The organism is Candidatus Bathyarchaeota archaeon (assembly GCA_030739585.1).
In the GTDB taxonomy this organism is placed as follows: Archaea; Thermoproteota; Bathyarchaeia; order TCS64; family TCS64.
The window spans coordinates 184,493-197,317 of the sequence record JASLYX010000001.1 but is presented as its reverse complement, the minus strand read 5'-3'; the positions used below and the strand labels follow the sequence as shown (position 1 = coordinate 197,317).

Annotated in this window: 16 protein-coding genes; 9 read left to right on the top strand and 7 right to left on the bottom strand. The window is 50.3% G+C overall.

From position 1 onward, the window contains the following. Nucleotides 1-83 precede the first annotated feature (83 nt). Together QGG23_01005 and QGG23_01000 are read left to right on the top strand one after the other, a co-directional pair. Nucleotides 84-1,082: a threonine/serine dehydratase gene (locus QGG23_01005; GenBank protein ID MDP6048015.1), complete on the top strand. Its 999-nt coding sequence runs from the start codon at nt 84-86 to the stop codon at nt 1,080-1,082. A 253-nt stretch (nt 1,083-1,335) separates the two neighbouring features. Further along, complete coding sequence (locus tag QGG23_01000) at nt 1,336-1,485, top strand: hypothetical protein (GenBank protein MDP6048014.1); 150 nt, start codon at nt 1,336-1,338, stop codon at nt 1,483-1,485. Here the strand turns inward: QGG23_01000 and QGG23_00995 are convergent. The 3 genes from QGG23_00995 to QGG23_00985 form a co-directional block, all read right to left on the bottom strand. Then, a complete protein-coding gene (locus QGG23_00995) occupies nt 1,482-1,625 on the bottom strand; it encodes a hypothetical protein (protein MDP6048013.1) in 144 nt (47 codons plus the stop codon). The genes QGG23_01000 and QGG23_00995 overlap by 4 nt on opposite strands. A 102-nt stretch (nt 1,626-1,727) precedes the next feature. Next, nucleotides 1,728-2,384 carry a 7-cyano-7-deazaguanine synthase QueC gene (queC, locus tag QGG23_00990; GenBank protein MDP6048012.1) on the bottom strand — a complete coding sequence of 219 codons (657 nt, stop codon included), beginning with the start codon at nt 2,382-2,384 and terminating at the stop codon, nt 1,728-1,730. Further along, nucleotides 2,369-2,851 (bottom strand): QueT transporter family protein, encoded by a 483-nt coding sequence (locus tag QGG23_00985; protein ID MDP6048011.1) that lies wholly within the window; start codon nt 2,849-2,851, stop codon nt 2,369-2,371. The genes queC and QGG23_00985 overlap by 16 nt, the downstream gene beginning before the upstream one ends. Nucleotides 2,852-3,240: 389 nt before the next feature. Between QGG23_00985 and QGG23_00980 the strand changes: the two genes are divergently transcribed. After that, nucleotides 3,241-3,483 (top strand): hypothetical protein, encoded by a 243-nt coding sequence (locus QGG23_00980; GenBank protein MDP6048010.1) that lies wholly within the window; start codon nt 3,241-3,243, stop codon nt 3,481-3,483. Between the two features lie 274 nt (nt 3,484-3,757). Here the strand turns inward: QGG23_00980 and QGG23_00975 are convergent, their stop codons facing one another. After that, entirely contained in the window at nt 3,758-4,021 is a 264-nt protein-coding gene (locus QGG23_00975; protein MDP6048009.1) for a 50S ribosomal protein L35ae, read from the bottom strand. A gap of 202 nt (nt 4,022-4,223) precedes the next feature. Between QGG23_00975 and QGG23_00970 the strand changes: the two genes are divergently transcribed. Continuing rightward, nucleotides 4,224-4,514 (top strand): zinc-ribbon domain-containing protein, encoded by a 291-nt coding sequence (locus QGG23_00970; protein MDP6048008.1) that lies wholly within the window; start codon nt 4,224-4,226, stop codon nt 4,512-4,514. A 56-nt stretch (nt 4,515-4,570) separates the two neighbouring features. Further along, nucleotides 4,571-4,918: a GyrI-like domain-containing protein gene (locus QGG23_00965; GenBank protein ID MDP6048007.1), complete on the top strand. Its 348-nt coding sequence runs from the start codon at nt 4,571-4,573 to the stop codon at nt 4,916-4,918. Nucleotides 4,919-5,189: 271 nt separating this feature from the next. On the opposite strand, the gene QGG23_00960 is transcribed toward QGG23_00965, so the two are convergent. Further along, on the bottom strand, nt 5,190-6,824 hold the full coding sequence (locus QGG23_00960; protein MDP6048006.1) for a helix-turn-helix domain-containing protein: 1,635 nt from the start codon (nt 6,822-6,824) through the stop codon (nt 5,190-5,192). A 132-nt stretch (nt 6,825-6,956) separates the two neighbouring features. Here QGG23_00960 and QGG23_00955 point away from each other — a divergent pair, with 132 nt between their 5' ends. Both QGG23_00955 and QGG23_00950 read left to right on the top strand, forming a co-directional pair. Further along, nucleotides 6,957-7,304 carry a hypothetical protein gene (locus QGG23_00955; GenBank protein MDP6048005.1) on the top strand — a complete coding sequence of 116 codons (348 nt, stop codon included), beginning with the start codon at nt 6,957-6,959 and terminating at the stop codon, nt 7,302-7,304. Beyond that, nucleotides 7,295-8,197: a TFIIB-type zinc ribbon-containing protein gene (locus tag QGG23_00950; protein MDP6048004.1), complete on the top strand. Its 903-nt coding sequence runs from the start codon at nt 7,295-7,297 to the stop codon at nt 8,195-8,197. The genes QGG23_00955 and QGG23_00950 overlap by 10 nt, the downstream gene beginning before the upstream one ends. A 478-nt stretch (nt 8,198-8,675) precedes the next feature. On the opposite strand, the gene QGG23_00945 is transcribed toward QGG23_00950, so the two are convergent. Then, nucleotides 8,676-9,890, bottom strand: a complete 1,215-nt coding sequence (locus tag QGG23_00945) for a trypsin-like peptidase domain-containing protein (GenBank protein ID MDP6048003.1) — start codon at nt 9,888-9,890, stop codon at nt 8,676-8,678. Between the two features lie 325 nt (nt 9,891-10,215). Between QGG23_00945 and QGG23_00940 the strand changes: the two genes are divergently transcribed. Beyond that, nucleotides 10,216-10,896, top strand: a complete 681-nt coding sequence (locus QGG23_00940) for a diphthine--ammonia ligase (GenBank protein ID MDP6048002.1) — start codon at nt 10,216-10,218, stop codon at nt 10,894-10,896. 202 nt (nt 10,897-11,098) lie between these two features. Beyond that, nucleotides 11,099-12,550, top strand: coding sequence for a threonine--tRNA ligase (locus QGG23_00935; protein MDP6048001.1), 1,452 nt, complete (start codon nt 11,099-11,101; stop codon nt 12,548-12,550). On the opposite strand, the gene QGG23_00930 is transcribed toward QGG23_00935, so the two are convergent. Then, on the bottom strand, nt 12,547-12,753 hold the full coding sequence (locus tag QGG23_00930; protein ID MDP6048000.1) for a hypothetical protein: 207 nt from the start codon (nt 12,751-12,753) through the stop codon (nt 12,547-12,549). The genes QGG23_00935 and QGG23_00930 overlap by 4 nt on opposite strands. Nucleotides 12,754-12,825 lie beyond the last annotated feature (72 nt).

Below are 12,825 nucleotides of genomic sequence, written 5' to 3'. Positions count from 1 at the left end.
AGAACGTTTTTGTTATTTCCCTTTTTAAATGGTCGAAATCCTCGCGTGAGATCTTAAATTGAAGATGAATAAAGGAGGATAACATGCCTCTTAATCTTGAAGAAGTCTTTGACCCCGGGGAGATCTTAAAGGCGCGTCACCGAATATCAAGTCTTGTTTACAGGACTCCCCTGATCCACTCCCACGCCCTCAGCGAGAGGACGGGGAACCAGATCTATCTCAAGATGGAATGCTGGCAGCGATGTGGATGCTTCAAGGTACGGGGCGCACTCAACGCCACCTCCTCCCTCACCCAAGAGGAGAGGAGCAGGGGCCTCGTTACCGCCTCCAGCGGAAACCACGCCCTGGCAATAGCCTACGCCGCGAATCTATTTAGCATCCGCCCCACCAGGATATACGTCCCCGAAAATGCTGATCCCGCTAAGGTGAGAAGGGCCCTCTTTTGGGGCCCCGACCTCGTATACCATGGCCAAGGATTTCAGGAGGCCTATGAGGAGTCCATGCAATACACCAGAGAAAACAACATGACATTCATCCACAGCCACGCCGATCCCAAGGTCATTGCAGGACAGGGTACCATAGGCCTCGAGATCATTGAAGACCTCCCCGAGGCGGACGCCGTAATCGTCCCTGTGGGTGGGGGAGGGCTCATCTCAGGCATCTCAACCGCCGTAAAGACCCTCTCAGACGAAACTAAGATATATGGTGTCGAGCCGACCGCGGCCCCGGGAGCCTACAAGTCTCTCAGAGAGGACAAGTGCTATGAGACCCTGGACATCGACGTGAGCATCGCGAGTGGCCTCCTCGGGGGCTTCGGACGACTTCCCTTCGAGATCTGCAAGCGCACCTTGGACAACACATTCCTTGTAGACGATCGGGAGATCATTGAGGCCATGGTTGCCATCCAGCAGGATGAGCAGGTGATGGCCGAACCCGCATCCTCTGTGGGACTTGCCGCTTTGCTGGCGGGGAAGATCGAACTGAAGAATAAGAAAGTGGTGCTAGTCATCACGAGTAGGAACATTAACACAACAACTTTCAACCGGCTAATCCAAAAAGTTCCGGATAACGTATTAGCCTGAATTCTAGCAGGAAATACAGGGGAAAAGTCCCTCCCAACGTGCGAACATATCGATTGGTGGATCTGAACCCCAAAAGGATCTCCAGTTGTTACAATGCATCAAGGAGTCCTTCCCGCGCGCGATGTGTCCCACGGCAGCCCAGTCTCTAGACACAAACCTAGCCCCATTATCCTGCCGCGCTTCCTTTGGGTGAGTCAATAAATGCCTTGTCTGTGAACTAGGGACTCAACCACATTGGGTCGCGGTTGAAGGTGTGCTTGTCGAAAGTGTAGAAGGTGAGGTTGTCAACCGGCCTTTTTCTATGTACCTCGTTATCCAGACACCCGTGACAATGAACCAGCCCCCACTTGAGGCCGCGGAGAACGCTTCCGGGATCGCGATACCGTCCCAACTCAGGGTCTAGACTGTGAGGGCAAGCGAACTCGCAACGATCCCCGGGGCTCCCAGCTCCCTGTAACCTCTCCTGATGAATATGATGGTGATGTTCATCACCGATACCAGAAGGGTCACAAAGAATGCGATGTGAACCTCCCGGTAGATCATTCCCCCGGTGTCTCGGGAAACCAGCCGTATAACCTGAGAAGCTGGACGTTCAACGTGGACACCGGTTAAATGAAAGAGTCTCTCTTTTCAAGGATTTTAGGTTCAGGTCTTGTATTCCGTGGGATCTTGGATCCCAGCCTCCCTGAAGGCCTTCCTTCTATTGTTGCACGACTCGCAGGTCCCGCAGTGGATGGGTCCGTTCCTGTAGCAAGACCAGGTGAGATGGAGAGGGACCCCTAGCCCTAATCCCCGCTTGAGCATTTCCGCCTTGGTTATGTTGCTGAAGGGGGCATCAATTGTGATTTGCGTCTCGGTGCCCAGTCTCGCAGTAGCCTCAAAGGCCTTGTAAAACTCTCTCCGGCAGTCCGGGTAGTTTTCCTCATCGGAACCATGAGCCCCGTACAGGATCGTGTCCACCCCGACGGAAGCCGCGTACGCAACGGTCACGGCGAGAAACACGCCATTCCTGAATGGGACGATTATGGGAGCGCTGAACTCCTGGGTCATCTGGATGCCAGTGTCCACCAGAGATGTAATGCCTAAGTAAACCCTTTCGAGGGCGGAGAGGTCTACCACCTTATGGGTCACGCCCATTTCCTGGGCTATCCTCCTCGCGTGTTCGATCTCGATCTTAGCGATCTGACCGTAGTCGAAAGTGATAAGGTGAACATCAAATCCCTTATCCTTCGCCCAGTATGCCGCGCTAGCCGAGTCGGGGCCTCCGCTGAAGACTACGACGCACTTTATCCTTCGTACCACCTGTATCTAGAAGCTACTGCCATGAAGAGGATTGACCCGAGGCCGTTCACTATCTGCTCGCTCACAATGAGCCCTGGCAGCGTTGCAACAATCGGGAGCTCGAAGAGCTGGTTTAGCATCCAGCTAACGCTGATAGGTATGATAACTGCGATGACGGCCCCAGCAACCATGTAGCTCTTTCCGAAAAATTTAGCAGCATAGTATCCTGCGAGCCCAGCCACGAGGCTCATCAACGGCATGAAGACAAGTTCGAGGAAGCCCGTGAAAGGGCTGAAAAGATTCGTGATGAACACCCCGATAGTGTAACCAACGATGAGGATAGGCTTCTTAGCTACGGCCGGCCTGATAATCCCCGCGATCCTGAACTGTAGTGCTAGGAAACCGATAGGTGCGAAGACCACTCCTAGCACGGCATAAAGAGCCGCGAAGATGGCCACCAGAGTTACGTCCTTCGTGTTTATCTCCATTTTTGCCTCCCTTCTCCGGGATTTATATGGCGGAACGGGTGGGAGGCCCCACTCACCCGCCACCTGCGATAGAATCCCAGCACATTTATATGAATATCTATCCAACCTGAAGGCTATTGGAGAAAAAATAGACTATTTCAGGGTTCCCTGAGCATGAATAAAAACGCTTCCTTGTCATCGACGAGGCTCGCTTTGAAAACCATCCACGCAGATGGTCAGTCCTCGTAGCCGACACCCACGCGAGTGTGGATAACTCTATCCAGGTCACTCTTGTTCTGTTTAGTGACATTAATGCATTCCCTATCGAAGACATCGCATGTGGTATGTCTCAGTGAAACTAGAAATATCATGTGCACAGTTTTAATTAGTAAAATTCAAGAGATTAGACTATGGAAAAGCTCGACCTCAAGAAAAAGTTGAGGCCGTTCTACTCAGCGAAAAAGAAACCCGAGCTCGTCGAGATCCCACATGGGAATTTTCTCACTATCATCGGCAAGGGGGAACCTGGGGCGAGGTCTACGTTCATGTTTTTAACTCATTATCAAATCTCTGATAGTCTCGTTCGCGAGATATTTGGCTTAGAATTGAACAGTCCAATAGGTCATAAGGTTCAACAGATTGAACAAAAATAGGGGGAAGAGTTACTCCTCAACCACCTAGTCCAGACCGTTTGTTAAATCCTGTTTATTATTCATAATGTCACCGATAATTGTTGATATTGTAAGGTATATTGTAGCACTAAGCCTTGATAGAGCTACCACGGACATTTCCCTTCTTTTAATAATTTCATGGACAAAGGGTCTCTAATCTGAAAAGTCAGGGTTCTTTGTCAACTCTGATCAACTATTCATGCGACTCATTATAGTCAATGAGGGGCATACGGACAGTCTTGTCCACGTTTTAATCTCATTTAACGATCTTGACATGAGTGCCTAAGGCTTGCCCAGGAAGACCTTTCTTGAATTTGACCCTCAAAACTCCTTTCTTACCGTGGGTGCCAACGATCTTTCCATATATCTTTGGTTCACTAAGAGGCCATCCTACCCTCAGTCCAACCATCCGATTCGCATCTGACTGCCCTGAATCTATGACTCTCATCAGGCATTGATTGGTATACTGGGCATGCTCTCCTCTTCGGTAACTCAGAATCAAACCTTTTCTATCATTCATTATTGAAGCCTCGCACGGTGTTCAGCGCAGGGTGCCAAGATGCTTTCGTTCATTCCCGCATGCCCCGCTCTTGTACGTGCTGGAGACTTGCGCCTTATTTATCAGTAACGTTTCTAGGATACAGTCGCGATAAAGAGTCTGAATTCTGAATAAGGGAAGAACAGTACCACCGATATTGTCATCAAACGATCCAAGGATCTGTATGGCTATACTCCTAAGGAAAAATCAGACGAGAACATGGAATGGATGCTCCATAACGGATACATCAAGGAGAAGAGTCGGAAGCCTGGCAGACAGAAACCCTGAGCTAGCCAAGGAATGGCATCCAATCAAGAATGGGGATTTGACGCCAGCTCAGGTTACTCCAGGAAGTGGTAAGAAGGTCTGGTGGAGATGCAGCCGAGGGCATGAATGGGAAGCAATGGTAAAAAGCAGGACACGTGGTACTGGTTGTCCTTATTGCTACAGGGAACGTAGGCAACGTAGAAACTAAGAAAAACCTTGCGCGCGCTTAAATGATTGGGCACTTCCCTTTCTATTTAGTCCTAGATGCAATTACACCAAAGAGGTACAATATTACAGTTTATTTCGTGGTACTGGAAGTCCATGATCAGGCAGCCCGACTTTGTAAATATGGGGATGTTAAAGGAGGTCCGGTCTGAGGTCAGGGAGAAGAGGGGGTCAACCATTGACCTTGCCGTCTTGGAGATTTTCCATGAGGGGCTTTGCGCCCAAATCATGCACAGGAGCCCTTACAATGAAGAAAACCCCACCATTATGAGACTCCAAGAGTTCATCATGAATGAGGGATACAGGATGAGGGGATACCATCATGAGATCTATCTTAGCGACCCCCGTAGGTCTAATCCAGAAAACATTAAGACTATTATCAGCTAACCCGTGGAAAGTAAAGATATCATGCTCAACACCCGAGACATCCGAAACTAATGCAATTAGTATAGTGTCAATGAATGGCAGCGATTCTAGCAGAGCCTCCATGGTCTCGTGGGGTCGGAGGTAATTATTCATTGTAAAGAAGACAATGGTCCCTTTGAAGCGTTTTTCCTAAACGCAGGGTGAAGGGATTTTCTCGCGCGCGATTTTTGATTTAGAGTGATTGTAGTTCCTGATTAACAGCCCACCCAGATTCATGCTTTCTTCCACATAATTACCGAAGGACTTTTGGCCATAGCGTGCGCGTTATCTGTTTAGCAAGATTTTCAGCGTTCTCGTTGTAAACCAGCTCGATACCGTATAGCTGAGCCAACTCCGCCTCCTGTTTCCCGAATCTTTTGCGGGATACAAGTATTAGGGTCTGGGGCTTTAGATCCATTTTCCTCGCGCCAAGTCGGATAATGTGGTTGAACGCTGTATCTTCGAGGAGGACATCTATGGCCAGTACATGCTCAGGATCCCTAGGATTAGATGCTAAAAGGTTGAACGTATGTTCGACGCCTGATTGACCGTTCAATACTCCCGCGGACTTGACTTGCCATCCCGTCAATTCCATAGCCGTTTTTACCTCGTTCAGGTTCTTTAGGTAATCTCTCTGAGAGGTTAGCCTCGATATGATGTTATCAGCGGGCTCCCCCTGGGTCCAATAGTCTTCGAAGACTCTCATCAACGTATCGACATAGGGATCCAAGTTCGACCAAACCGCCCTATCTAGCCTTTGTAATGATGGGATATTCATAAGTGCCTCTTTCTCGTCGACAAGAAGGAGCTGGAGGTCGAAGGGGCTTAGGCTATGCTTGACGTCCGCCTCCTTGAAGAACTCGTCTGTATCCCTGAGACCGTCCAAATCCAAGTGAGTTATGATCCTAACATCAGCCCTCTCCCCGATGTCCCCTTTTATCTCCTCCATAGTGAAGGGAAGATCGCTGATCTTACTCGTCATAATATTCACAGATTTTCTGCTCTTGGTTATCATTGATAGGAAGGTTTCCTGGAAGTCCTGATCAGTCTTGATCTCCTGGGGGGTTATCCCTGTCTGGAATGCCTCCATAATTACGCTGGCCTTAGTGGCTAGTTTCCATAGGGCGTCAAAGAAGATCTTCATCGCTGAGTTATAGCTTGGTGCGTTGGTCCAAAGCCCTGCATCTTCATGGGTGGTAAGGCTCATGGTGTCCTCCATAGACGTGGTCGTCAGTGTCTCCCTCTCGTCAATGGTCACAAACCGTACTGGGGTCGGGAGAGGGACGTGGCGAATATTGGCAAAGTCTCTAAAAGACTCCATCTCGGCGAAATCTGGGCCCTCCACCTGGGTGAGCACTCTCACGCTGATGCCCTCGTTGTGGGCCGCCCTGAGCCTATCGTCGATACCCATGAGGGAGAGGCGGTAGAGGTCCCTCTTTGTGGTCACAATGCAGACCTCGCCTCTGGCTCTCTCGAACATCTGGATTAGGAGCTCATAGATCTGCTGCCTCCCCTCGAAGATCCTGAACCGGGGCTCTTCCGCCTGTTTGCTGGTTGCCTCAGAGATCCGGGTCCAGTCCTCTACAATTTCCTCCTCTCGGGCCTCGAGGAGGGTGAGTCTCTCTCGGAACCCATCGATGTACCTGCCCAGGGCCTCTTGGAGGGGATTTGCTACGAAACGCATTGGTCTCCCAATAACCCTCTCCACTAGCCCCTTGTCCTCTAGGGACTTTAGTGTACGGTACGCCCTCATTCTGTTGACGTCGAATCTCCGGGAGACCACTCTGGCAGGAGAGGGACCCATGGAGGAGAGGAAGACGTATACCTCCGCTTCCTCTTTTGTGAAGCCGAAGTTTATGAGCTTCTCGCTGAGGCTATTTAGTGCCATATTCTCATTATCTCCAACTGATAGTCAGTAATTTCAATATATGTACGAACTAATGTTACAAACATTATGAACAAACATTTGTTACATATTTAAGATTATCCTAAACGTAGTATGAAGGAGGTGTGTAAGCCTATGAAGACCCTAGTAATTAAGGGAAAGGAGCGGCTATGGCCCACGGTAACCTGGGCTGACACGAACCTTTCCCTCCTGTATCTCGGCTCCGAAGACGATGACGTAACTTTTAGGGAGGCGAGCAGCATAGATTTTGAGGAGTTCTTCCTCCACCTAGACAGAGGTGGATCCATCTTTATAATGGTGAAACCAGAAACGATGGACCAAATCGAACGCCCACCCGAGAATCACGGCTACAGACGCGCTCTGAAGCAAAGCAATCCAGATCTAGAGGAACTGACTCTGGAACAGGGAGATAAGTATGAATCCACAGAATGGAAATCAGAGGAGATGAGATCATGGAGGTAATACACCAACAACCATCGTGCAACGTCTGCGATGGCTCAGAGTTGATTCACGATGGGGTTAACGGGGAGACCGTCTGCACCAAATGTGGTTTGGTACGCTCTGACGACATCGTTGACCTTGGTCCTGAATGGCGGGCATTCACTCTTGGCGAGAGTTCCTCAAGGGAGAGGGCGACCCCGACCCCCTATTCTGCCTTCGAAGGGGGGATGTACACCCGATTCAGAGAAGGCAGGGACGCAAATGGATCCAGGCTCCCGCCCGAGCAGCTCCAAAAGTGGAAGAGGCTCCGAAGGTTTGATTTCAGAACAAAGTCTGATGACAACAAGGTCCGCAACCTCAATCAGGCGACTGTCGAGGCGGAAAGGTATACGGACAGGCTCCACCTTCCCCGGGGGATAAAGGACAAGGCCCTCTTCATATACAGGAGGGCCCTCAAGGAAGACCTCATCAGGGGGCGTACCATATCAGACTTCGTCACGGCAGCTATCTACGCTGCTTGCAGGGAGTCTAAGGTCCCCCAGTCACTAGCCAACGTATCTGAAGTGAGTGGGCGTTCCGTGAAGGACATCTCAAGGACATACAGGCTCCTCGTGAGATCCCTAAAGCTGAGGATGCCCGTGGACACCCCTATGAAGTTCGTGCCTAGGATAGCCGCATCCCTTGGTATAGATCTCGAAACCGAGAAAAAGACCATTGAGATCCTCCAGCGAGCGGGCGATAAAAAACTCCTCATCGGAAAGGACCCTCGGTCCATGGCCACTGCAGCCCTTTACATGGCGTCCAAACCCCTGAAGATAAAGATGACCCAAAAAAAGCTGGCCGATGCAGCTGGGATCTCCACAGTCTCACTTAGGAATCGGCTCAGGGAGTTAGAGGCCGCCTTTAACGACTAACCAGTTCACGCTAGATATACTAGAACACCTACTCACGGACCATCCCACTTTATTGAGATTCTCTCCACCAACTCTTCAAAGTACGAGGGCGTAATTTAGGGCGGTGTCCATAATAAGAGGCAGTCACAACACACAAAAAGCCTCTAGTGGATCTAGTCTCCCGCCTCTCAGAGCTTGAGATGCACTACCTCCGGAAGAAGGATCAGATCTTTCCAGGCGAGATATCTAGCCTCCCCTAATAATTTGTAGGGTACGGACGTGAGCGTCTGCATCCTTCAGAAGATAGTGAAAAAATTCAAGAACGCAATCAGAGAGGTGGCAGATTTATAGATAAGCTACCGGGCGGATTCTTGTACATCGGATATTTTGCCATTAAGGACGACGATGGAACTTACAGGGGAATTTAGCAGATCGAACAGAATGTCACTGGGATAAAATGGATCGAATGCGAGAGGCAGTTCCTCGATTAGGGGACTAATCAGGAATGGGGCCTTGTCCCGAGCTCTAGATCTATCTCGATCATCTCATTATCTCTGATTACTGTGAGAGTGATCACTTCGTTTGGTCTATAGTTACGCTCAAGGATCACTATCAAGTCATAGAAGTTTCTGACTGGTGTGTTCTCAATACCAATGATTACGTCCCCCCCGATACTTACCAAGAACCCGTCGAGGGACACCTCATGTGTGCCCCCCCTAAGACCAGAGGTGTCTGCAGGCCCCCCTTCAATGAGGTCAGTGACGAGGACGCCTTTGATGGTTTCGTCAAATCCCATGAGATCCTTGATTTCTGGCATGAGATCAGTCCCGGTGATGCCCATATAGGCATGGTCGAATCCCCCTTCCTCGATAATAAGGGGGATTTCCCGGAGGATTGTATCGGAGGGGATCGCGAAGCCTATCCCTGAGAACTGCTCGGTCTCGCTAAGGATGGCCGTGTTCATCCCAACTACACTCCCCACTGAGTTCAGAAGGGGGCCCCCGCTGTTTCCCGGGTTGATTGCAGCGTCCGTCTGGATCACGTCTATTATTGCATAGCGTCCTGGGGCCCCCATTTGGCGGCCAGTCGCACTCACGATTCCCTGGGTCATGGTGTTCTCAAGCCCGAAGGGGTTACCTAGCGCAATCACCTGCTCACCCACCAAAAGTTCCGAAGAGGGGGCAAAAGTTACGGGGAACAAGAGAGACTCAGGAACGTCGATATCGATCACCGCCATATCAGAGTATTGATCGGTGCCCACCAACGTGGCATCCACTATGGTCCCGTCAAGGAATGTGACTTGGATCTCATCGGCGTCCTCAACGACGTGGTTGTTAGTTATTATTCTCCCCTCCATGTCATAAACGAACCCCGATCCTTGGCCGTTCCCCTCCGGTCTGCTTACCCCTATGAGGACCACTGAGTTTCTGGTGTTGTTATAGATCAGTGTAAGCCCTAGGTTCCGAGAGGCGTTCACCTGGTTCTCTATGGAGATTGAGTCTCTGAGCCTCGCGATCTCGTAGGTGGCTGAGTTTAGTTGGAACTCGAGGGCATCAAGATCCACCTCGAGCCTAGTCACTTTTTTGTTGGCCTTACCGACGTAGAATGATATTACTATGCCGTTGATGACCACAAGGGCGATTATAAAAAAGGGTATCCAGCTGAGGCTTGTCTTTCTGCCACGCCTCGATTCGTAAAACCATTCCTCTCCCATACCGAATGCTCCAGAACAAAGTCCCATTCGTATAATAAATTCTCTCTTATCTATCACAATCGATAGAATTTGGGATTAGGTCCCCCCCCAAATAATTAATATCGTCATATGAAAGTATATGATTAAATGAGGATGAATGATAGTGACTATCAACATGAATCACTAAATTAAACAACTTGGACCTAGTCCGGATGTAGGGACTAAATAGGCTCGAGGTGAAGGAGTTCAATCGCACAATGATTAACAGGTAACGGTCGACACCTCCGATCCATCTACAGGCCTAGGAGATCAACTCTTATAGGCGCAACGGAGACCATCCGTAATCATGCGCCTAGCATCGCTATTCTCCGGAGGCAAGGATAGCGTCTATGCCACCTTTCTCGCCTCCCAGGAGGGGGAGCTAGCGTACCTTGTCACTATTAATCCGAGACGAGATGACAGCTGGATGTTCCACACCGTGAACTTACATCTCGTGCCCCTCCTAGCAGAGGCCCAGGAACTCAAGCTGGTTACTGTTGAATCTGGAGGCGAGAAGGAGAAGGAGCTCCAGGACCTAAAGCAGGCCCTTGGAGTCTTGGATATCGACGGAATCGTCACCGGAGCTATCGCATCGAGCTATCAAAAGGAACGGGTTGACGCTATATGTAATGAACTCGGTCTTGCCCACGTCTCTCCTTTGTGGGGGAGGCCCAGCCCAGAGCTCTTGGATGAGGTTATCAAGGAGGGAATGAAGGTCGTGGTGACAACAGTAGCGGCAATGGGGCTTGATATGCGATGGCTAGGTAGGGTTTTGGACTGGGATTCGGCCGTTGAGCTTAAGGAGCTGGGTCTGCGCTACGGCTTCGATGTCTGCGGAGAGGGAGGGGAGTTGGAGACCCTTGTAGTGGATGCCCCATGGTTCAGGAAGAGACTCGAGATAGTCAAGGCGCGAAATGAATGGGATGGGGTTAGGGGCAGCTACGTTGTAGAAAGGGCAAGATTAGTTCCTAATCCCAGAATTGTATAAAGATTGAAAAGGATGGCCTGATCAGGATTGGCCGGAGCGGACTACAGTGAACTCCCGCCAATCAGCACAGGTCATAAGACCCTGACCAACTCGAGTCTACAATCTTTATGTTCTCGGCAACCTTACAAATGGCAGCCTGTTCTAGATGTCTAGTCTGCGGTACTAGCCATACCTAAATACGATGTGAGACAGGTGAAAAAGTATGAGTGAGAAGCAGGAAGTCGTCTCCGAGGCCCTCAAGGCCGAGGAGAGTCTAAAATCCCAATGGCATATATTAACACTTGAGGGGGACCTCGTCACATTGGACGAGTTTGATTTTAAAGGACACAAGAACCTGAAGACGTTCTCAGGCTACGAAGTGGATAAAGACAGATCGGTAACCCAGGATCCCCCCCACGTGGGCTTAATGAAGAGCCTGGAGCTGGTGGACTACGAGCCAGCTTCCGACCCTGGGAACATGAGGTACTACCCAAAGGGAAGGATGGTCAAGGCTCTGCTAGAAGAGTTCGTCACAGAAAAAATCCTGGACTATGGAGGCATGGCCGTTGAGACTCCCATCATGTACGACATGAACCATCCCACCCTCGCCAAGTATCTGAATAGGTTCCCAGCCCGCCAATATACCATTGAGCATGATGACGCCAGGTACTTCCTTAGGTTCGCCGCATGCTTCGGTCAGTTCCTAATGGCCCATGACGCCGTCATCAGCTACAGAAATCTCCCCCTCAGAATCTACGAGCTCACCCGGTACAGCTTCCGTAAGGAGCAGAGGGGAGAACTCGCGGGGCTCAGGAGACTCAGGGCGTTCACTATGCCTGATGTTCACGCCCTCTGCAGGGATCTGAAGCAGGGGAAAAAAGAGTTCATGCGCCGGTATAAGCTTGTGGAGGACACCCTCACGGGCATAGGCTTCGGAAAGGACGAGTTCGAGATGGGCCTTAGGATGACTGAGGAGTTTTGGAAGAAGAACAAGCGATTTGTCCAATCCCTTGTGAGGAAGTTTGGGAAACCAGCGCTTCTGGAGCTTTGGAAGGAGCGATCATTCTACTTCGTCCTAAAATATGATCTCAACTTCATTGACGCCCTAGGAAAGGCATCGGCCTTAGCCACAGACCAATTCGACGTAGAGAACGGAAAGCGTTACGGGATCAGTTATATGGATAAAGATGGCCGGGAGAAGCACCCTCTAGTTCTCCACTGCAGCCCCAGCGGGGCAATCGAGAGGGATATCTACGCCCTCCTGGAAAAGGCTCATATGGGAATGCGGAAGGGGATTAGGCCCTCCCTACCTCTCTGGCTGGCGCCCACCCAAATCCGGATGATACCTGTCTCAGAGGCCCACATAGGCCTCGCAAAAAAATATGCCAAGAAGATGGCTCGGAACAAGATCAGGGCAGACTACGATGACAGGCCCGAAAGGGTTCAGAAAAAGATCAGAGACGCTGAAAAGGAGTGGATACCCTATATAGTCGTTCTGGGCGAGAAGGAGGTAGGCTCCGAGGAGGTCCCCGTCAGAATGAGATCGGATGGAAAGCTCCACAGCATGTCTTTGAAGGACTTGGCCTCTGTGATCAAGAAACAGGTGAAAGGCAAGCCTTACAGGCCGGTTCCATTGCCCATAAGCGTCCAGAGTAGGCCAAAGTTTGTGGGTTAGGGGACGCCTTGACGCCACTTCTCAATCTGCCGGTCTTTTTTACTCCCCTTTTTAAACTCTTTATAGTGCTCCCTGCAAAGATAAGCCCGCTTCCCCTCCACATTAAGACGCATGGACTTTGCCTTGGACCCATTCACCGATCTCACGGCGCTACCTTTACAGGGGTCGACGCTACATGTGGTCCCTTTCTTTACCCGTCCCATAAGCACTCACCAGTGGACAGATAACATACCCGGGCCACTTCTATAAAAATAATGAATTAGGAATATTGAAGT

Coding starts and splice junctions, on each gene's coding strand:
- QGG23_00955 (MDP6048005.1), top strand. CDS start 6,957: ATGAAGACCCTAGTAATTAAGGGAAAGGAGCGGCTATGGCCCACGGTA.
- QGG23_00980 (MDP6048010.1), top strand. CDS start 3,241: ATGGAAAAGCTCGACCTCAAGAAAAAGTTGAGGCCGTTCTACTCAGCG.
- QGG23_00945 (MDP6048003.1), bottom strand. CDS start 9,890: ATGGGAGAGGAATGGTTTTACGAATCGAGGCGTGGCAGAAAGACAAGC.
- QGG23_00935 (MDP6048001.1), top strand. CDS start 11,099: ATGAGTGAGAAGCAGGAAGTCGTCTCCGAGGCCCTCAAGGCCGAGGAG.
- QGG23_00940 (MDP6048002.1), top strand. CDS start 10,216: ATGCGCCTAGCATCGCTATTCTCCGGAGGCAAGGATAGCGTCTATGCC.
- QGG23_00950 (MDP6048004.1), top strand. CDS start 7,295: ATGGAGGTAATACACCAACAACCATCGTGCAACGTCTGCGATGGCTCA.
- QGG23_01005 (MDP6048015.1), top strand. CDS start 84: ATGCCTCTTAATCTTGAAGAAGTCTTTGACCCCGGGGAGATCTTAAAG.
- QGG23_00975 (MDP6048009.1), bottom strand. CDS start 4,021: ATGAATGATAGAAAAGGTTTGATTCTGAGTTACCGAAGAGGAGAGCAT.
- QGG23_00995 (MDP6048013.1), bottom strand. CDS start 1,625: ATGATCTACCGGGAGGTTCACATCGCATTCTTTGTGACCCTTCTGGTA.
- QGG23_00930 (MDP6048000.1), bottom strand. CDS start 12,753: ATGGGACGGGTAAAGAAAGGGACCACATGTAGCGTCGACCCCTGTAAA.
- QGG23_00985 (MDP6048011.1), bottom strand. CDS start 2,851: ATGGAGATAAACACGAAGGACGTAACTCTGGTGGCCATCTTCGCGGCT.
- QGG23_00960 (MDP6048006.1), bottom strand. CDS start 6,824: ATGGCACTAAATAGCCTCAGCGAGAAGCTCATAAACTTCGGCTTCACA.
- QGG23_00965 (MDP6048007.1), top strand. CDS start 4,571: ATGCAATTACACCAAAGAGGTACAATATTACAGTTTATTTCGTGGTAC.
- QGG23_00970 (MDP6048008.1), top strand. CDS start 4,224: ATGGCTATACTCCTAAGGAAAAATCAGACGAGAACATGGAATGGATGC.